Source organism: Caballeronia sp. TF1N1, assembly GCF_022878925.1.
Taxonomy (GTDB): Bacteria; Pseudomonadota; Gammaproteobacteria; order Burkholderiales; family Burkholderiaceae; genus Caballeronia.
On the sequence record NZ_CP084626.1, the window covers coordinates 2,647,372 to 2,665,429 of the forward strand.

Sequence of the window (18,058 nt, forward strand, 5' to 3'; positions counted from 1 at the left end):
AACTCCATCGATTCAATGGTACAGGGACGGTCATGCGAGTCGTTTTCAGGATGAGCGCGATTGTAGCGGCTTTGAGCATGAGCGCCGCGGCAACACTCGCACTCGGCGGTTGTGGACAACGTGGTCCGCTCTATCTTCCCACTGTCCCGCCACTGCCGCAGCGTCCTAGCGACCTTCAGGATACGCCGCCTTCCGCTTCCGTCGACAAGGCAAGCGCTGCATCGGCTGCGAGCGAGACTGGCGACATTCCCGATACCTCCGGCGCGCCGCTGTCGCTTTCGCCGGACACCACTCTGAAACCGGCGCCCGCCGGGTACTGACCTAAGCCTCACGCGCACCAAGCCGCGTACATCCGAATCCACGCATGAACGATTCCGCATTCCACTACGTCGACGGCGCGTTGCACGTCGAAGGCGTCCCCGCCGCGTCGCTCGCGGAACAGTTCGGCACGCCGCTTTACGTCTATTCGCGCGATGCACTGACGCGCGCCTATCGCGCTTACGCCGATGCCTGCGCGGGCCGCAAGGCAACGGTGCACGTCGCGGTCAAAGCGAACAGCAACCTCGCGGTGCTCAACGTGTTCGCGCGCCTGGGCGCGGGCTTCGACATCGTGTCGTCGGGCGAACTGGCGCGTGTGCTGGCCGCGGGCGGCAAGGCTTCCAACACGGTTTTCTCGGGCGTCGGCAAGAGCGCGGCCGAGATGCGCGAGGCGCTCGAAGCGGGCGTGAAGTGCTTCAACGTCGAGTCCATTCCCGAGTTGCACGCGCTCAACGAAGTCGCGAAGTCGCTTGGCAAGAAGGCGCCCGTGTCGCTGCGCGTGAATCCCGATGTCGACGCCAAAACGCATCCGTACATCTCCACCGGTTTGAAGTCGAACAAGTTCGGCGTGGCCTTCGGCGACGCGCGCGCGACGTATCGTGAAGCGCATGACATGGCGAATCTCGATGTCGTGGGTATCGACTGTCATATCGGTTCGCAGATCACCGAAGTGAGCCCGTATCTCGATGCCGTCGACAAGCTGCTCGACCTCGTCGAACAGATCGAGTCCGACGGCATGAGCATTCGTCACGTGGATGTCGGCGGCGGTCTCGGCATTACATACGACGACGAAACGCCGCCGGATATCGGCGACTTCGTGCGCACGTTGCTCGCGCATTTCGAAGAGCGCGGCCACGGTCAGCGCGAAGTGTATTTCGAGCCGGGACGCTCGCTCGTCGGCAATGCGGGTGTGCTGCTAACGCGCGTCGAGTATCTGAAGCCGGGTGAAGAGAAGAACTTCGCTATCGTCGATGCCGCGATGAACGACCTCGCGCGTCCCGCCATGTACGAGGCGTTTCATCGCATCGTGCCGGTCATCGAACGCAAGGCAAGCGCGCGTTTATACGATGTCGTCGGCCCGGTTTGCGAAAGCGGCGACTGGCTTGGACGCGATCGTGAACTGGCCGTCGAGCAAGGCGACTTGCTCGCCATTCTTTCGGCGGGAGCGTATGGCTTCGTCATGAGCTCGAACTACAACACGCGTGCGCGCGCCGCTGAAATCATGGTCGATGGCGAACGCGCGCGCGCGGTGCGCGAACGCGAAGAAGTGAAGCAGTTGTTCGCGGGCGAATCCATTTTGCCGGACTGAATCTTCGTGCCGTGAGCCAAAAAAGCGATGCCATGGCATCGCTTTTTTTTAAGCGCTCAACCGGCGTCGTTCGACTCGTCCTTTGAGCCACGCGATCAGCCGCCAGCCCAGCAACACGATCACGATTGCGCCGTAAATCTTCGGCAAGGCGAAATCGTGCTTGCCGGCCTTCATCCACCAGAAATGCAGGATGGCCAGAATGGCGACGAGATAGATGATCCGATGCAGCATCTGCCAGCGGCGGCCGAGCTTGCGGACCATCGCTTTCGGCGATGTCACCGCGAGCGGTATCAGCAACACGAACGCGGCGAAGCCCACGGTGATGAACGGCCGCTTGCCGATGTCCTTCAACATCGCGGCGGCATCGAACCATTTATCGAACCAAATGTATGTCGTGAAGTGCAGCACGGCGAAGAAGAACGCGTAAAGGCCGATCATGCGGCGAAAGCGCACGAGCGCCGTCACGCCCGTGAGCCGGCGCACCGGCGTAATGGCGAGCGTGATGCAGAGATAGACGAGTGTCCAAAGGCCGGTCGAACGCGTGATGAACTCGATCGGATTCGCGCCCAGTCCGCCCATGACGCCGAGCAACACAATGCGCGCCAGCGGATAGAGCGCCGCGATGAACACGATCACTTTTGCGGGCGCGATCCAGCGCGGCCCGGACCGCACGTTCGCGCGCGTTTGCGATCCCTTGAGTTCGGATACAGTGGGCATCGTTCAGAAGTTTTTCTTGAGGTCCATGCCCTGATAGAGCGACGCAACCTGATCGCCATATCCGTTGAACATGAGCGTCTTGCGCTTGGGCGCAAAGAAACCGTCCTCGCCAATACGCCGCTCCGTCGCCTGACTCCAGCGCGGATGATCCACGCCAGGATTCACGTTCGAATAGAAGCCGTATTCCGTCGGCGCGTATAGATTCCAGCTCGTCGGCGGCTGCTTTTCGACGAAGCGAATCTTGACCAGCGACTTCGCGCTCTTGAAGCCGTATTTCCACGGCACGACGATACGCACCGGCGCGCCGTTCTGATTCGGCAGCACTTCGCCATACAAGCCGACGGTGAGCAAGGTGAGCGGATTCATCGCTTCGTCCATGCGCAGGCCTTCGGAATACGGCCATTCGAGGATCGGCGTCGAAAGACCCGGCATCTGCGAAGGATCGGCAAGCGTGATGAACTGCACGTACTTCGCGCTGCCAGTAGGTTCCGCGCGCTTGATGAGCTCGGACAGCGAGACGCCGATCCACGGAATGACCATCGACCAGCCTTCGACGCATCGCAGGCGATACAAACGTTCTTCGAGTGGCGCGAGCTTCAGAAGCTCGTCGATGTCGTAGGTTTTCGGATTCTTGATCGCGCCTTCGACCGACACTTTCCACGGCCTCGGCCGCAACGTGCCCGCGTGTTCGGCGGGATCGCCCTTGTCGGTGCCGAACTCGTAGAAGTTGTTGTAGCTCGTGATGTCCTTGAGCGACGTCGCCTTGTCGAGCGCGATGAACTTCGGATTCGCTTTCGCCGCGAGTTTCTGGCCCTTCGCATCCGGCGATGTAAACGCCGCATTCGCGATGCCGCTCACGCCAGTCAAGCCAGTCGCCGCCAGCGCGCCGATCGAACGCAGCGCACGCCGCCGATTCTCGAACACATCGCGCGGCGTGATTTCGTGCGCGGCGATATCGTCACCATAAAGCGCGCGATTACGTCTGATCCACATGGAGCCATACTCCCTTTGCTTGCGCGGCATTGGATACGCCGCCCATCCATTCATATACGTGCAAACAGCAAACCGGATGCCGCTATTCCATCACAAGACAAAAAAAAACCGCCAGCGCGACGCATGGCGGTTTCTCTTCTTTCGATGGCGCGAGATCAGAGCTTGCCGTAACTGTGCAGTCCCGAAAGGAACATGTTGACGCCCAGAAACGCGAAGGTCGTGACGATCAATCCCGTCAGCGCCCACCACGCCGCCGCCGCGCCGCGCAGGCCCTTCATCAACCGCATGTGCAGCCACGCCGCGTAGTTCAGCCAGACGATCAGTGCCCACGTTTCCTTCGGGTCCCAGCTCCAGTAGCCGCCCCACGCTTCGGCGGCCCACAGCGCGCCGAGAATGGTCGCGATGGTGAAGAACGCGAAACCGACCGCAATGGACTTGTACATCACGTCGTCGAGCACTTCCAGCGACGGCAGACGGTCGGCCAAAAAGCCGCGCTGCTTAGCCAGATACGCGACGGAAACCATCGCGGAAAGCGCGAAACTGCCGTAGCCGATGAAGTTCGCCGGTACGTGAATCTTCATCCACCAGCTTTGCAGCGCGGGCACGAGCGGCTGAATCTGCTGCGCGTCGCGGGCAATCGAATACCACATCAGGAAGCCGACCGCCGCGCTGATCACGAGCAGCACGAACGCGCCCATCTGACGCGTCGCGTAATGCTGTTCGTAGTAGAGATAGAACAGTGACGTGATGAGGCAAAACAGTACGAACACTTCGTACAGGTTCGAGATGGGGATGTGTCCGACATCCGCGCCGATCATGTACGACTCGTACCAGCGCACCATCAGGCCCGTGAAGCCCATGAGCACCGCGACCCACGTCATGCGCGAGCCGATTGCTCCGCCCGTCTGCGAGCGCGACACGAGGCCGATCCAGTAAAAGAGCGTCGCCAGGATGAAGAGCGCGCTCATCCATAGAATCGCGGATTGGCTCGACAGGAAGTATTTGAGGAAGAAGTTGGTTTCGGCGCGCGCGAGGTCGTGCTGATAGAGCTGGATCGAGAACAGCGACATGACCGCGATCGTCGCGATGAGCAGCCGCGCCGGTTTCCAGCGCCAGCCGAGCACGACGAAGGTCGGCACTGCGGCGACCAGCACCGCCATGTCGTACACGTCCATGAACGCGTGATAGCGGTTGAGCGCGAAGCCCGCGCCCGCGACCATCGCAATGGCGAACAGCCAGTCGATTGCGCCCAGGCGTTTGAGGAACGGACGATCGTCGAAAACGGCGACATCGGGCAGGCCCGACGACGATGATGCCGGACGTTCCGTCTTGGGCTGCGCGTGGGAGGAGGTCTGAGAAAGGTCCATGATCTTACCGTGTTGATACTTCCGAGCCGGAGGCCGCGGATGGCTCGTGTGTTTGCGTCGCCGATGCTTTCGACGGATGCTGCGCCGCCGGATCGATTGGCGTGGTGCCGAGCGCCGCCGCGACCGTCGCGCGCGTACGCTCGAATTCCTTCTCGAAATCGAGCGTGCGGCGCGCCGTGGACATTGCCATCAAAACGCTCGCACCGCCTTGCCCTGAATCTTTGAGCCAGAACCAGAGCCGGCGTTCACGCACGTAAAACATCGAGAAAATGCCGAGCACGAGCAGGAGGCTGCCAAGATACACCACTTTTTTGCCCGGTGCGCGCGTTAGCTGGAATACCGATGCTTGCACCTGTTTGAAGGTGTCGAGCTGCAAAAATACCGGCGATCCGTACAGAAAGCTGTCGGAAAGCGCGTTGATGGACGACTGAACGAAGGCGCTGTTTTTCTCGTCCACTTTTGCGGCCGGCTCGCCGTTTTGTTCGCGGGAAATCTGCCAGACGTCCCACATTGCGCCTTCCAGCATGCGCATGAGCAAACCGGCGGCCTTTTCTTGCTCGCCCTTCGGCACCGAACGATCGATGAACGCCGCGATACTTTGAAATCCGCCGCTCATTTGCGGATTCGTGGACCCGTTGCCCGATTCATCCGCGCCGGCGAAAAGATTCAGCACGCGGATCGCGCTTTCGTCCAGGTGCTTCTGCAAATCGCCGTTTTCCTGGGGCACGGAACGCTGCGCGAACCGATGCGCAGCCTCGATGCGCGTCGCGGGCGTGGCAAGCGCGGCGCGCAGATTCATCCATTCCTTCACCGTGCCTTGCTCGTCGGCAGGAATGCGCAAGTAGCGGAACGGATCGCTCGGGCTCAGGCGCATGCCGGCGAGGAACATCCGCTGACCGCTGACATCGACCGGCAACATGTAGTTGCTGTACTCGCGCGCCTGACCGTCCGTGCCGCGCACCTTGTACTGCACCGATGGGCCGATATTGCGCAGATCCGTCGGCTTCGACGTCTTTGCGCCGGAGCCGAGGCGCTCGTCGAACGCATCGCGCAAGGTTTCCTTCTTGCCGACGCCGCGTGCGTCCGGCGCACCGTTGCCGTCCGTCATGTTTTCGACGTTGATTGCGCGGAAATCGGTGAATTCGACCGTTTGGCCTTGTGCACCGGCAATCTGCTGATTCACGGGCGCAGTGCCGCCGATCGTACCGTTGAAGGGCGTGGTTTTCGCGCTGCCGCTGCTCATGGGCCAGGCGGTCATCTGCATCTTCGAGCCGCCGTCCTGAAAACTCGACTGATAGATCGACACGCCGTCGTACGTGAACGGCTTGTTCACTTCGACGCGCGCCGGAATGCGCTTGCCGGTCTTGTGGTCGATCACCACGATGTCGCTAGCGAACAGCTTCGGCATGCCGGTCGAGTAGTAATCGACGATGAATTTGTCGAGTTGAATCGAGAACGGCAAGTCCTGAATGATCGAGCCGTCCTGCTGATTCAAGATTGCCGTGCCGACGTATTGACCTTCCGGCACCCACGCGTAACCGCGAAACGTCGGATTCGACACGGACAGGCGATGCTCCGCCGGAATGTCGTTGATGACCGCGTTGGTCTGAATGGGCGTCTTGTTGAAGAGCCACATCTGCAGCTTGATGGGCAGATTGCTGTCGAGCAGCCCGCCGACGCAAATGATCACGATAGCCAGATGCGCCGAGATGTAGCCGATCTTCGTGAGCGCCCCGCGCTTGCCCGCGATGAGCGTCGAGCCTGCGTCAATCTGACGCGTGACAAAGCGATAACCCATCTTCGCGGAAAGACGTTCGAGCGTGGCGGCCGTCTGCGCGCGATCCGCGCTGACCACGAATTCACCCTTGTGATGAAACGCGCGCAAGCCGCCTTCGTGAACGCGATCCTTCCAGCTTTTGAGGTCCGCGATCATTTTCGGGCCGTTGCGAATGACGCATAGCGAGACCGAAATCACGAGAAAGATCAGGATCAGCATGAACCACCACGCGCTGTACACGGTGTAGATGCTGATGCCGCGGAAGATGTCCGCCCAGAACGGGCCGAACTGATTGACGTAGTTGGGGTACGGGTCGTCTTGCGTAAGCACCGTGCCGATGATGCTTGCTATGGCCAGTACGACCAGCAAGGCGATGGCGAAGCGCATCGAACTCACGAGTTCGACAAAATGCCTGACTGCGCGACGGCTCGACTTCGACTGCAATCCCGATGTGGTGACGCTCATTCAAACTCCGACTGACAGCAAAAAAGGGTGGCGACGCGAGCGGTCTCGTCGACCGACGTCCCACCCTTTTCTTGTTTTCGCGCCGGCCTCGTTGGACCGGCTGCTTAATGTTTGCTCAGTGGCAACTTACGGGCAACGCTTGGGGCAACTCAGTATCGACGATTACCGGGTTCGATGCCGAAGAACGCATGCCCTGCCCGGATCAATGCAAACCGGCGATGTAATCCGCCACCGCTTTCATCTCCGTTTCGCTCAAACGGGAGGAGATGGCATGCATGGGCTCGCTATTGTTACGCGTGCCTTGCGCGAATGCATTCAACTGCGCCACCGTGTAATCGCCCCACTGCCACGACAGCCGCGGATATTGCACCGGGATACCCATGCCTGTAGCGCCGTGGCACGCCGCGCACGCCGGCACACCCTTGTCCGCGATGCCGCCGCGATAAATCTTCTGCCCGAGCACAACGTCGTTCTTGTCGCGCGCAAAGTTGGGCTTGGCCTTCTGCGACGCAAAGTATGCGGCGACGTTGATCATGTCCTGATCCGACAACGCGCCCGCAATGCCCGCCATGATCGGATTGTTACGCGTCGGCGCCTTGGCTCCCGGCTGCGTCTTGTAATCCTTCAACTGCTTGACGATGTATTCAGCGTGCTGGCCCGCGAGCTTGGGAAACGCCGCGCCAGCGCTGTTGCCATCCGCCGCATGACACGCCGCGCACACCTGGGTTGCAATGGCCTGACCTCGGGCCACATCCGGCTTTGCCGGTTGCGCGGGCTCCGCCGCGTTTGCTGATGCTGTTATCAATCCACCGAAAGCCGCCGCTGCCTGAATCAACATCAGAGACCTGTACAGTCGGTTCATTCGCGTACCCTGTTTTTCGTCTTGTGAGAATGTGAGGTTCTGCAAAAAACGACGGCGGCAAACCGGGAACGGCCACAACATGACCCGAACGAAAGGGCTCAAAAGACGCCCTTAAAACTGTCTCGCTCCATTGTGGGTGCGCTTGCAACCCGGGTCTTCCGTGCCCGTGCGGATCTTTAAAAAACCGTCGTATTGTACAATAACCCGCTACACGCAAAGACGCCAGTCGGGGCATGCCCAGTATTTGCCGGGTTCTCAAGGCTTCATGTTTTCGCAGCTCTCTCAGTCGACCCGCCAAATGCCATTTCTGCTCCATCAAGCTCGCTTCTTCACCACTGTCAATCACCTTCGTGATCTGCCGCCGACGCCGCAACCTGAAATCGCTTTCGGCGGCCGTTCCAACGCAGGCAAGTCCACTGCGATCAATGTGCTCTGCAATCAAAAGCGGCTCGCGTTCGCCAGCAAGACGCCCGGACGCACGCAGCACATCAACTACTTCTCCGTCGGGCCTGAAGACGAACCGACCGGCTTTCTGGTCGACCTTCCGGGTTACGGCTATGCCGAAGTGCCAGGCGCCGCAAAGGCGCACTGGCAGCAATTGCTTTCGACGTATCTGCAAAGCCGCGCTCAATTACGCGGCATGATCCTGATGATGGACTCGCGTCGTCCGCTCACCGAGCTCGACCAGATCATGATCGACTGGTTCGCGCCCACCGGTAAGCCCATTCACGCGCTGCTCACCAAATGCGACAAATTGACGCGACAGGAGATGACCAACGCCCTGCGCGCGACGAAAAAAGCATTCGGCGAGTACAAGGATGCGGGCTATCGCGGTGAATTGAGCGTGCAGCTTTTTTCAGCGCTCAAGCGCACGGGACTGGAAGAAGCGCATGAGCTTATTGAAGGCTGGCTCGCGCCTAAGCAAGCGGCTTCGGAAGACGTCGCGGAGTGAAAATCAACGCGTGCGGCATGAAAAAAACCCGCCGCATGACGGCGGGTTAACAGCCTGATCGATAACGACAGGCACCCGCTCAGGGAGGAGAAGCGGGGAGTTTAGCGCGAAGCGCCTTCCTCGATCGGTATGATATACCATTGTCTCAAAACGTTTCCGGACCGCTCCGAGCGCTTGCCCGGTAAGGCTTCGAGCATATTCGAAGCGCGTTTTCATCCTCGTCCCCGAAGCACTTCAAACCGAGCCAAGTCATGAGTTTCTATCCCCATCATCGCCCGCGCCGCATGCGCCGCGATGATTTCTCACGCCGTCTGATGCGCGAGAACATCCTCACCACGAACGATCTAATTTATCCCGTGTTCATCGTCGAAGGCACCAACGTGCGGCATGCCGTGCCGTCGATGCCCGGCGTCGAGCGCACGTCCGTCGACTTGTTGATGAGCGTGGCCGAGCAGTGCGTCGAACTGGGCGTGCCCGTGATCTCGCTCTTTCCGGCAATCGAGCCGTCGCTGAAAACACCGGATGGACGCGAGGCGATCAATCCCGAAGGTCTGATTCCGCGTGCCGTGCGCGAACTGAAGAAGAACTTCCCGACGCTCGGCGTGCTCACCGATGTCGCGCTCGACCCGTACACGAGTCACGGCCAGGACGGCGTGCTCGACGAAGAAGGCTACGTGAAGAACGACGAGACGAGCGAGATTCTCGTCGATCAGGCGCGCACCCAGGCAGAAGCAGGCGTGGATATCGTGGCGCCGTCGGACATGATGGACGGGCGCATCGGCGCCATTCGCGAGATGCTGGAAAGCGACGGCCACATCCACACGCGCATCATGGCTTACGCGGCGAAATTCGCGTCGGCGTTCTACGGCCCGTTCCGCGATGCCGTCGGCTCCGCCGCGAATCTCGGCAAGGGCAACAAGATGACGTATCAAATGGACCCGGCGAACTCTGATGAAGCGATGCGCGAAGTGCGCATGGACATCGAGGAAGGCGCGGACATGGTGATGGTCAAGCCCGGCATGCCGTATCTCGACATCGTGCGGCGCGTGAAGGACGAGTTCCGCTTTCCGACGTACGCCTATCAGGTGAGCGGCGAGTACGCGATGATCAAGGCCGCCGCGCAAAACGGCTGGCTCGATCACGACAAGACGATGATGGAAGCGCTGCTCGCGTTCAAACGCGCGGGCGCGGATGGCGTCTTGACCTATTTCGCGCTGGATGCCGCGAAGATTTTGCGGGCGTCGAAGTAAGTCGTTTCAGGGCGGTGCGCAATGCATCGCCCTTCGTCATCCGTTCGCCGGATTGACTTTATCGAGGCTTTTCAAAAACGTATCCGCGGATTCATAGCCAACCACGCGCGCGACCTCGTTGCCTTGCGCATCGAAAAAGATGATGCCGGGCGGGCCGAACAGCTTGAAGCGCTTGAGCAAGGTCTGATCATCGGTGTTGTTCGCGGTCACGTCCGCACGCAACAGATTGAGTTGCGCGAGACGCGCCTGAACGCGGGCGTCGGAGAAAGTCAGGTTCTCCATTTCCTTGCAGGACACGCACCAGTCGGCGTAAAAGTCGAGCATGGCGGGACGTGCCGCCGATTTCACCGCCGAATCCAGTTCCGTCGATGACTTGACCGGCGCGAAGATCGGCCCCGATGCTCGTGCCGTCGCGCCTGCATTGCTGCCGCCGCGCGCGGCTAGTACGGCTAGCGGGCGCAACGCATCCGTCGATCCCGCCGCAAGACCGACCAGCAACGCCGCCGCCCAGATGGCAAACGCGGCGCCCAGGCCGCGCCCCAGCCGCTTCCAGACGTTGACCGGCGCGATCGCGCCCGAAGCAAATAGGCCGAGCGATGCCGCCGCGACCAGCAGCCAAAGCGCGGCGAGCAACATTTGCGCGATGCCACCGATGACTGGCCACACGATCCACAAAGCGGCCGCAAGCAACGCGACGCCGAAAAACACCTTTACGCCGTCCATCCAGGCGCCCGCTCGCGGCAGCACCGACCCCGCGCCGAGACCGATGATCAGCAACGGCACACCAAGCCCGATACCCATGGCGAACAGCGCGGCCCCGCCGAGCACGGCGTTGCCCGTGTGCGCGACAAACGCGAGCACGGCGAAAAGCGGCGCGGTCATGCACGCGCCGACGACGAGCGCCGACAAGGCGCCCATCACGGCGACCGCCGCGAACTTACCGCCGCCGCGTTTCTGAGACGCCTCGTTGACGCCGCTTTGCCAGCGCTCCGGCAACGCGATATCGACTCCCGAGATCAGCGCGATCGCGAAAACCGCGAGCAGGATGCCGAACGCGCCCAGCACCCACGGGTTTTGCAGCCACGCGCCGAGGCTCTGACCGACGAGCGCCGCGGCAATCCCAAGCGCGGTATAGACAAGCGCCATGCCGACGACGTAGGACACCGACAGCGCAAAGCCACGCGTGCGCGTGACGCGCGCACCTTCGCCGACGATGATCGCGGAAAGAATCGGGATCATCGGATACGAGCAAGGCAACAAGCTCAACACCATGCCCGCCAGAAAGTACAAGCCGACCACAGCGAAGAAGCCGCCGCCTTCGAGCATCGACTGCGCGTAGTCGGCGCTCGTCGCGCGTTCGAACCAGGATTGGGACGACGCAGTGTTTGTCGCTGGAGACGTCGCAGAACCGGCACCCGCAGCTTGCAACGCGTCGCCCTTGACGCGATAAACGCGCTCCATCGGCGGATAGCAGATGCCCTGATCCGCGCAACCTTGCGACGTAACCGATAGCTCGAACGGCCCCTTTGCCTGAGTCACCGGGATGCGGATGAGTAGTTCGCCGCGATAGGTTTCGACGTCCTTGTTGAATGTCTGGTCGAAATGAACCTTGCCGGCGGGCAGTTGCGCCGCGCCGATAATTGCCTCGCCGCTTTTGACCGCGAAGGCAAAGCGCTCGCGATACATGTAGTAGCCGTCGGCGATCTTATAACGCACGTCCACTTCACCCGGCTGTTCGGACGCACTGAACTTGAAGGCGACGGCGGGATCGAGGAAGTCGTCCGCGGCGTGCGCGGCGTTTATCGCCAAAGGCAGAAAGGCGAGCGTCGCGGCCATCATCAGCCAACGCAAAACGAGACGAGGAAGATCAAACATGAAGAGGACGCTGCGTTTCTGCATTGACCCATTGTCCATATCCCGGCGATGCATCGGCCTGCCAGACAAGAGTTTCGGGCGTTTCATAAGGATGCGCCGCCGCGACGAAGCGCTGCAATTCGGCGCTGCACGCAAGGCTCGTCTTGAAGAGCAACTGCACTTCCCGCGATGTCTCCAGTGCGCCCTTCCAGTGATATTGCGATTGCACTTCGCCGAGTCTCGTCACGCACGCAGCCAGGCGCGCCTCGAGCACCGCTTGCGCCAACGTGTCGGCAGCGTGTGCATCGGGAACGGTGGTCAGCATAAGGACGACAGGGACATTCACTTCGGGCTCCGGTGCGGCGCGGCACGTGAGACTTGTGGATCGGGCCTTATCGTAGCACTCCGCTCACTTCGACGACCGCAACGACTCCGAAGCCCACAATGCAAAAAGGCCAAGCTACGCTTGACCTTTTCGTTCACCACCAACCGAATTTATTCAGCTTCCTGAACTTCTTCGGTTTCTTCGACTTCCGGGCGGTCCATCAGTTGAACCAGCGCCATCGGTGCGTTGTCGCCAACTCGGAAACCAAACTTCAGGATGCTGAGGTAGCCACCCGGACGGCTTGCGTAACGCGGGCCGAGGACGTCGAACAGCTTTGCGACGGAGTCACGATCGCGCAGGCGATTGAAAGCCAGACGACGATTTGCCAGCGACGGCTTCTTGCCGAGCGTGATGAGGGGCTCGACGACCTTGCGCAGTTCCTTGGCTTTCGGCAGCGTCGTCTTGATGACTTCGTGCTCGATCAGCGAGTTCGACATATTACGGAGCATTGCCAGACGGTGGCTGCTCGTGCGGTTCAGTTTCCGCAAACCATGCTTATGGCGCATTTCAGTTCCTTAAACGAGTTTTGATCCAGCTCTTCTATTGCGCTCTAAAGTGGCGCACGGGCCGGTCGAAGAAAAAGCAAGACGCGGATTTTAAAGCAAAATCCGCGTCTTTGCCAGTAACGCGATTGACTCTTGCGCTTACTTGTCGAGACCAGCCGGCGGCCAGTTTTCGAGCTTCATGCCGAGCGTCAGACCGCGCGAAGCCAAGACTTCCTTGATTTCGTTCAGCGACTTGCGGCCCAGATTCGGCGTCTTCAGCAGTTCGTTTTCCGTACGCTGGATAAGATCGCCGATGTAGTAGATGTTCTCGGCCTTCAGACAGTTCGCCGAGCGAACCGTGAGTTCCAGGTCATCCACCGGGCGCAGCAGGATCGGATCGATCTGCGGCGCACGCGACGGCGCTTCCGCTGCCGCTTCCGTGCCTTCCAGCGCTGCGAAGACCGACAACTGATCGACCAGAATACGCGCCGATTGACGGATCGCTTCCTCCGGCGAGATCACGCCGTTGGTTTCGATGTTCATCACGAGCTTGTCGAGGTCGGTACGCTGTTCGACACGCGCGCTTTCCACGGCATAGCTCACGCGGCGAACCGGCGAGAACGACGCGTCAAGCACGATACGACCGATGATCTTGGCCGATTCCTCGCCATAACGACGCACGTTGCCCGGCACGTAGCCACGGCCCTTTTCAATCTTGATCTGGACGTCGAGCTTGCCGCCCTTCGAGAGGTGGGCAATCACGTGACCGGGATTGATGACCTCGCAATCATGCGCGAGTTCGATATCGCCAGCCGTGACGAGGCCTTCGCCTTCCTTGCGCAGCGTCACCGTGACTTCGTCGCGGTTATGCAGCTTGAAGACGACGCCCTTCAGGTTCAACAGCAGGTTGACCACATCCTCTTGCACACCGTCGAGCGTCGAGTATTCGTGCACTACGCCTGCGATCGTCACTTCGGTCGGCGCGTAGCCCACCATCGACGACAACAGCACGCGCCGAAGCGCGTTGCCCAAGGTGTGGCCATAGCCGCGTTCGAACGGCTCCATAACCACTTTCGCATGGCTCTCGCCAAGCGATTCAACTGCAATGATCTTGGGCTTCAACAAACTGGTTTGCATAGGTTTTCCTTTTCAATACCCTCGGCTCGTTACACCGATAAGGCTGACCGGTAACAACCTGAAAAAAACAGCCGAGGCCGCCCTCTTGCCACCGGCAATCAGGGTCCCCGGCTGCCAATCCGGTTACCGCGCGATTAACCGCGCGATTAACGCGAATACAATTCGACGATCAGGCTTTCGTTGATGTCGCCAGCGATATCGCTGCGTTCCGGCATCGACTTGAACGTTCCTTCGAACTTCTTGGCGTCGACCGACACCCAGCTCGGCATACCGCCTTGCTCGGCGAGCGACAGCGCTTCGACGATACGAGCCTGCTTGCGCGACTGCTCACGCACGGAGATGACGTCGCCCGATTTCACTTGCAGCGACGGGATATTCGCGACTTGGCCGTTCACGACGATCGACTTGTGGCTCACGAGCTGACGTGCTTCAGCGCGCGTCGAGCCGAAGCCCATGCGATAAACGACGTTGTCCAGGCGCGATTCGAGCAATTGCAGCAGGTTCTCGCCCGTCGGACCCTTGCGGCGGTCGGCTTCAGCGAAGTAGCGGCGGAACTGACGCTCGAGCACGCCATAGATACGCTTCACTTTTTGCTTTTCGCGCAACTGAGTGCCGTAGTCGGACGTACGTGCGCCCGAAATGCGGCCATGTTGACCAGGCTTGCTGTCGAGCTTGCACTTGTCGGCGAGCGAGCGGCGTGCGCTCTTCAGGAACAGATCGGTGCCTTCACGGCGGGACAGCTTGGCTTTGGGACCGGTATAGCGTGCCACTTTGAATCCTTAAAAATTGATCACGCAAACTTTCGTCTGCGCTAGTTCGAACCCTATAGGCCGAACGGTGGGCTTAGTGAAATGCGCGAAGCAGATGCATAACGCACGAAGCCCGCCGACGCTTTCGCATCGACAGGAAACATGCGGTCGCGAATCAACTGATGCGCGACGTTAGATACGACGACGCTTCGGCGGACGGCAGCCGTTGTGCGGGACCGGCGTCACGTCGGAGATCGCGGTGATCTTGATGCCAAGACCATGCAGCGCGCGCACCGCCGACTCACGGCCAGGGCCGGGGCCCTTGATCCGCACTTCGAGGTTCTTCACGCCGTATTCCATTGCCACGCGGCCAGCCGATTCTGCTGCAACCTGAGCTGCGAAAGGCGTCGACTTACGCGAGCCCTTGAAACCCTGGCCGCCCGAGGTCGCCCATGCCAGCGCGTTACCTTGACGATCGGTGATCGTGATAATGGTGTTGTTGAACGACGCGTGAACGTGAACCACGCCCTCGGCGACGTTCTTCTTGACCTTCTTGCGAACGCGTTGCGCCGCGGAGTTGTTCGAAGCCTTAGCCATTACGTTTTCCTGTAACTGTCAGTTCCGCTTACTTCTTCAGCGATTGCGCTGCACGACGCGGACCCTTGCGAGTACGGGCGTTGGTGCGCGTGCGCTGGCCACGCAGGGGCAGACCCTTGCGATGACGCATGCCGCGGTAGCAACCCAAGTCCATCAGGCGCTTGATGTTCATCGTCACTTCACGGCGCAGATCGCCTTCGACGATGAACTTGCCCACTTCGTCACGCAGCTTTTCGAGGTCTGCGTCGGTGAGGTCCTTGACCTTCTTCGAAAATTCCACACCAGCAGCACTGCAAATGCCGCGGGAACGCGTGCGACCAATGCCGAAGATTGCCGTCAGGCCAATCTCGGTATGCTGGTGATTCGGGATGTTAACCCCTGCGATACGAGCCATTGTTTTTCCTCAAACAAAAAGCGCAAGCAAAAAGCGCGGCGTTCAGCCTTGACGCTGTTTGTGGCGCGGATCAGAGCTGCAAATCACGCGCACAACGCCCTTGCGCTTAATGATCTTGCAATTGCGGCAAATGCGCTTAACCGATGCCATCACTTTCATGATATTACCCTTTTTTCAAATCACTTCGCCCGGAACACGATCCGTGCACGAGACAGATCGTAAGGCGTCAATTCAACCGTAACCTTGTCGCCCGGTAGGATACGGATGTAGTGCATCCGCATCTTTCCGGATATGTGTCCCAGGACGACATGGCCATTTTCCAATTTCACCCGGAAAGTAGCGTTGGGGAGGTTTTCAATGACCTCACCCTGCATCTGGATTACATCGTCTTTGGCCATAGTCCTAACTAGCGCATCGGGACGTTGCCGCCCTTGAAGTTTGCCTTCTTGAGCAGCGATTCATATTGTTGCGACATAACGTACGACTGCACCTGAGCCATGAAGTCCATCGTGACGACGACAATGATCAGCAGCGACGTTCCACCAAAATAAAACGGCACGTTCCAACGCAACACCAGAAACTCAGGCAACAGGCACACAAACACGATGTAGATCGCACCGGCCAGCGTCAGACGCGTGAGGATGCGGTCGATGTACCGTGCAGTCTGATCGCCCGGACGAATACCCGGAACGAACGCACCGCTCTTCTTCAAGTTGTCGGCGGTTTCCCTGCTGTTGAACACCAACGCGGTGTAGAAGAAGCAGAAGAACACGATAGCCAACGCATACAGCAGCACGTACACAGGTTGACCGGGCTTGAGGGCTTCAGCCACGCTGTGCAGCGTGTTCGCGAACCAGCCGGTACGCGCTCCCGAACTGAACCCGTTCAGGATGGTTGCCGGGAAGAGAATGATCGACGACGCGAAGATCGGCGGAATCACACCCGACATGTTCAGCTTCAGCGGCAGATGTGACGACTGTCCACCGTAAATCTTGTTACCGACCTGGCGCTTCGCATAATTCACGAGGATCTTGCGCTGACCGCGTTCGATGAACACGACCAGATACGTAACCGCCGCGATCAACGCGACGATGATGATCGCCGAGATGATGCTCATCGAACCGGTGCGAACCAGCTCGAACAGACCGCCGATTGCATTCGGAAAGCCTGCCGCGATACCACCGAAAATGATGATCGAGATGCCGTTGCCGAGACCGCGCTCCGTGATCTGCTCACCAAGCCACATCAGGAACATCGTGCCCGTCACCAGCGTGACCACCGTCGTCAGCCGGAACACCATGCCGGGATCCAGTACCAGGCCGGGCTGATTTTCCAGCGCCACCGCGATACCGAAAGCCTGAAAGGTTGCCAGAACCACCGTGAAGATCCGCGTGTACTGCGTGATCTTTCGTTGACCTGCCTGTCCTTCCTTTTTCAACGCCTCCATTTGCGGCGACACGATCGACAACAACTGCATGATGATCGAGGCCGAAATGTAGGGCATGATGCCCAACGCGAAAATCGTGAATCGTGACAGCGCGCCACCCGAGAACATGTTGAACATGCCAAGGATGCCGCCCGACTGGCTTTGGAACAACTTCGCCAGCTGATCCGGATCGATGCCGGGAACCGGAATATGCGCACCAATGCGGTAGACAACCAACGCCAGCAGCAGGAACACTGCACGCCGACGCAGATCGCCAAATTTCGCCGCGCTTCGACCGGGTTTTGCGAGACTCGGGCTGTTAGCCAAGAACCTTCTCCGATGCTAGTGCTAGTAACGGCGAAATCGCGTTACTCGGCGAACGAGCCGCCAGCGGCTTCGATTGCTGCACGGGCGCCCTTCGTTGCCGTCAGACCCTTCACCGTGACCTTGCGGGTGATCTCGCCGGTCTTGATGATCTTCGCGCTCTTGATGAGCTCGCCGACCAGACCCGCTTGCTTCAAAGCCAACAGATCGATTTCGTCGACCGGCAGCTTCTCGAGATCAGCCAGGCGCACTTGACCGACGAATTCCTTCGTCAGCGAAGTGAAGCCGCGCTTCGGCAGACGACGCTGCAGAGGCATCTGACCGCCTTCGAAGCCGACTTTGTGAAAGCCGCCCGAACGCGATTTCTGACCCTTGTGGCCGCGACCTGCAGTCTTGCCGAGGCCCGAACCGATGCCGCGACCGACGCGACGCTTAGCGTGCTTCGCGCCTTCTGCCGGTTTCAGGTTATTCAATTCCATGTTCAACTCCTTGGATCCTAGTCGGCGGCCTTAGCCGATGACCTTAACGAGGTACGAAACCTTGTTGATCATCCCGCGCACTGCCGGCGTGTCCTGCAGCTCGCTCACCGAGTTGAGGCGACGCAGGCCGAGGCCACGCACCGTAGCGCGGTGCGTTTCGCGGGTCCCGATCAGGCTCTTGACGAGCTGAATCTTGACAGTTTTCTCAGACATGATGA

Annotated in this window: 21 protein-coding genes; 4 read left to right on the plus strand and 17 right to left on the minus strand. The window is 59.9% G+C overall.

Features of this window, described 5'->3' with window-relative positions:
* Nucleotides 1–32 precede the first annotated feature (32 nt).
* Complete coding sequence (locus tag LDZ28_RS12350) at nt 33–320, plus strand: lipoprotein (protein ID WP_244826414.1); 288 nt, start codon at nt 33–35, stop codon at nt 318–320.
* 44 nt (nt 321–364) lie between these two features.
* Nucleotides 365–1,627 (plus strand): diaminopimelate decarboxylase, encoded by a 1,263-nt coding sequence (lysA, locus tag LDZ28_RS12355; RefSeq protein WP_244826415.1) that lies wholly within the window; start codon nt 365–367, stop codon nt 1,625–1,627.
* 48 nt (nt 1,628–1,675) lie between these two features.
* Here the strand turns inward: lysA and msrQ are convergent, their stop codons facing one another.
* From msrQ to LDZ28_RS12380, 5 genes are all read right to left on the minus strand, one after another.
* Nucleotides 1,676–2,344 (minus strand): protein-methionine-sulfoxide reductase heme-binding subunit MsrQ, encoded by a 669-nt coding sequence (gene msrQ, locus LDZ28_RS12360; protein WP_244826416.1) that lies wholly within the window; start codon nt 2,342–2,344, stop codon nt 1,676–1,678.
* 3 nt (nt 2,345–2,347) lie between these two features.
* Complete coding sequence (gene msrP / locus LDZ28_RS12365; protein WP_244826417.1) at nt 2,348–3,337, minus strand: protein-methionine-sulfoxide reductase catalytic subunit MsrP; 990 nt, start codon at nt 3,335–3,337, stop codon at nt 2,348–2,350.
* A gap of 155 nt (nt 3,338–3,492) precedes the next feature.
* Entirely contained in the window at nt 3,493–4,704 is a 1,212-nt protein-coding gene (gene ccsB / locus LDZ28_RS12370; protein WP_244826418.1) for a c-type cytochrome biogenesis protein CcsB, read from the minus strand.
* Nucleotides 4,705–4,708: 4 nt separating this feature from the next.
* A complete protein-coding gene (locus LDZ28_RS12375) occupies nt 4,709–6,946 on the minus strand; it encodes a cytochrome c biogenesis protein ResB (protein ID WP_244826419.1) in 2,238 nt (745 codons plus the stop codon).
* A 202-nt stretch (nt 6,947–7,148) separates the two neighbouring features.
* Nucleotides 7,149–7,808 carry a cytochrome c gene (locus LDZ28_RS12380; protein WP_244826420.1) on the minus strand — a complete coding sequence of 220 codons (660 nt, stop codon included), beginning with the start codon at nt 7,806–7,808 and terminating at the stop codon, nt 7,149–7,151.
* 298 nt (nt 7,809–8,106) lie between these two features.
* Between LDZ28_RS12380 and yihA the strand changes: the two genes are divergently transcribed.
* Both yihA and hemB read left to right on the plus strand, forming a co-directional pair.
* The gene (gene yihA, locus LDZ28_RS12385; protein ID WP_244828132.1) at nt 8,107–8,760 is read left to right on the plus strand and encodes a ribosome biogenesis GTP-binding protein YihA/YsxC; all 654 of its coding nucleotides are present in this window, start codon (nt 8,107–8,109) and stop codon (nt 8,758–8,760) included.
* Nucleotides 8,761–9,011: 251 nt separating this feature from the next.
* Nucleotides 9,012–10,010: a porphobilinogen synthase gene (gene hemB / locus LDZ28_RS12390; protein ID WP_244826421.1), complete on the plus strand. Its 999-nt coding sequence runs from the start codon at nt 9,012–9,014 to the stop codon at nt 10,008–10,010.
* Between the two features lie 36 nt (nt 10,011–10,046).
* Here hemB and dsbD read toward each other — a convergent pair whose 3' ends face one another.
* From dsbD to rpmD, 12 genes are all read right to left on the minus strand, one after another.
* On the minus strand, nt 10,047–11,885 hold the full coding sequence (dsbD, locus tag LDZ28_RS12395; RefSeq protein WP_244826422.1) for a protein-disulfide reductase DsbD: 1,839 nt from the start codon (nt 11,883–11,885) through the stop codon (nt 10,047–10,049).
* Nucleotides 11,878–12,210 carry a divalent-cation tolerance protein CutA gene (cutA, locus tag LDZ28_RS12400; RefSeq protein ID WP_244826423.1) on the minus strand — a complete coding sequence of 111 codons (333 nt, stop codon included), beginning with the start codon at nt 12,208–12,210 and terminating at the stop codon, nt 11,878–11,880. Before cutA ends, dsbD begins: the two co-directional genes overlap by 8 nt.
* Before the next feature lie 149 nt (nt 12,211–12,359).
* Nucleotides 12,360–12,755 (minus strand): 50S ribosomal protein L17, encoded by a 396-nt coding sequence (rplQ, locus tag LDZ28_RS12405; protein WP_016346459.1) that lies wholly within the window; start codon nt 12,753–12,755, stop codon nt 12,360–12,362.
* A gap of 138 nt (nt 12,756–12,893) precedes the next feature.
* Complete coding sequence (gene rpoA / locus LDZ28_RS12410) at nt 12,894–13,871, minus strand: DNA-directed RNA polymerase subunit alpha (RefSeq protein ID WP_244826424.1); 978 nt, start codon at nt 13,869–13,871, stop codon at nt 12,894–12,896.
* 146 nt (nt 13,872–14,017) lie between these two features.
* Nucleotides 14,018–14,641: a 30S ribosomal protein S4 gene (gene rpsD / locus LDZ28_RS12415; protein WP_244826425.1), complete on the minus strand. Its 624-nt coding sequence runs from the start codon at nt 14,639–14,641 to the stop codon at nt 14,018–14,020.
* A 171-nt stretch (nt 14,642–14,812) separates the two neighbouring features.
* The gene (gene rpsK / locus LDZ28_RS12420) at nt 14,813–15,217 is read right to left on the minus strand and encodes a 30S ribosomal protein S11 (protein WP_006052224.1); all 405 of its coding nucleotides are present in this window, start codon (nt 15,215–15,217) and stop codon (nt 14,813–14,815) included.
* Nucleotides 15,218–15,245: 28 nt separating this feature from the next.
* Nucleotides 15,246–15,611 carry a 30S ribosomal protein S13 gene (gene rpsM / locus LDZ28_RS12425; protein WP_061179113.1) on the minus strand — a complete coding sequence of 122 codons (366 nt, stop codon included), beginning with the start codon at nt 15,609–15,611 and terminating at the stop codon, nt 15,246–15,248.
* A 42-nt stretch (nt 15,612–15,653) separates the two neighbouring features.
* Nucleotides 15,654–15,770 carry a 50S ribosomal protein L36 gene (gene rpmJ / locus LDZ28_RS12430; protein ID WP_004199844.1) on the minus strand — a complete coding sequence of 39 codons (117 nt, stop codon included), beginning with the start codon at nt 15,768–15,770 and terminating at the stop codon, nt 15,654–15,656.
* 20 nt (nt 15,771–15,790) lie between these two features.
* Complete coding sequence (gene infA, locus LDZ28_RS12435) at nt 15,791–16,009, minus strand: translation initiation factor IF-1 (RefSeq protein ID WP_004521905.1); 219 nt, start codon at nt 16,007–16,009, stop codon at nt 15,791–15,793.
* Between the two features lie 8 nt (nt 16,010–16,017).
* Entirely contained in the window at nt 16,018–17,364 is a 1,347-nt protein-coding gene (secY, locus tag LDZ28_RS12440; protein WP_244826426.1) for a preprotein translocase subunit SecY, read from the minus strand.
* Between the two features lie 41 nt (nt 17,365–17,405).
* Complete coding sequence (gene rplO, locus LDZ28_RS12445) at nt 17,406–17,840, minus strand: 50S ribosomal protein L15 (protein ID WP_244826427.1); 435 nt, start codon at nt 17,838–17,840, stop codon at nt 17,406–17,408.
* 30 nt (nt 17,841–17,870) lie between these two features.
* A complete protein-coding gene (rpmD, locus tag LDZ28_RS12450) occupies nt 17,871–18,053 on the minus strand; it encodes a 50S ribosomal protein L30 (RefSeq protein WP_016346466.1) in 183 nt (60 codons plus the stop codon).
* Between the last annotated feature and the right edge of the window lie 5 nt (nt 18,054–18,058).

Coding starts and splice junctions, on each gene's coding strand:
- rpsM (WP_061179113.1), bottom strand. CDS start 15,611: ATGGCTCGTATCGCAGGGGTTAACATCCCGAATCACCAGCATACCGAG.
- infA (WP_004521905.1), bottom strand. CDS start 16,009: ATGGCCAAAGACGATGTAATCCAGATGCAGGGTGAGGTCATTGAAAAC.
- msrQ (WP_244826416.1), bottom strand. CDS start 2,344: ATGCCCACTGTATCCGAACTCAAGGGATCGCAAACGCGCGCGAACGTG.
- LDZ28_RS12350 (WP_244826414.1), top strand. CDS start 33: ATGCGAGTCGTTTTCAGGATGAGCGCGATTGTAGCGGCTTTGAGCATG.
- LDZ28_RS12380 (WP_244826420.1), bottom strand. CDS start 7,808: ATGAACCGACTGTACAGGTCTCTGATGTTGATTCAGGCAGCGGCGGCT.
- rpsK (WP_006052224.1), bottom strand. CDS start 15,217: ATGGCTAAGGCTTCGAACAACTCCGCGGCGCAACGCGTTCGCAAGAAG.
- yihA (WP_244828132.1), top strand. CDS start 8,107: ATGCCATTTCTGCTCCATCAAGCTCGCTTCTTCACCACTGTCAATCAC.
- dsbD (WP_244826422.1), bottom strand. CDS start 11,885: ATGTTTGATCTTCCTCGTCTCGTTTTGCGTTGGCTGATGATGGCCGCG.
- msrP (WP_244826417.1), bottom strand. CDS start 3,337: ATGTGGATCAGACGTAATCGCGCGCTTTATGGTGACGATATCGCCGCG.
- hemB (WP_244826421.1), top strand. CDS start 9,012: ATGAGTTTCTATCCCCATCATCGCCCGCGCCGCATGCGCCGCGATGAT.
- rpoA (WP_244826424.1), bottom strand. CDS start 13,871: ATGCAAACCAGTTTGTTGAAGCCCAAGATCATTGCAGTTGAATCGCTT.
- LDZ28_RS12375 (WP_244826419.1), bottom strand. CDS start 6,946: ATGAGCGTCACCACATCGGGATTGCAGTCGAAGTCGAGCCGTCGCGCA.
- lysA (WP_244826415.1), top strand. CDS start 365: ATGAACGATTCCGCATTCCACTACGTCGACGGCGCGTTGCACGTCGAA.
- rpmJ (WP_004199844.1), bottom strand. CDS start 15,770: ATGAAAGTGATGGCATCGGTTAAGCGCATTTGCCGCAATTGCAAGATC.
- rplO (WP_244826427.1), bottom strand. CDS start 17,840: ATGGAATTGAATAACCTGAAACCGGCAGAAGGCGCGAAGCACGCTAAG.
- rpmD (WP_016346466.1), bottom strand. CDS start 18,053: ATGTCTGAGAAAACTGTCAAGATTCAGCTCGTCAAGAGCCTGATCGGG.
- rplQ (WP_016346459.1), bottom strand. CDS start 12,755: ATGCGCCATAAGCATGGTTTGCGGAAACTGAACCGCACGAGCAGCCAC.
- ccsB (WP_244826418.1), bottom strand. CDS start 4,704: ATGGACCTTTCTCAGACCTCCTCCCACGCGCAGCCCAAGACGGAACGT.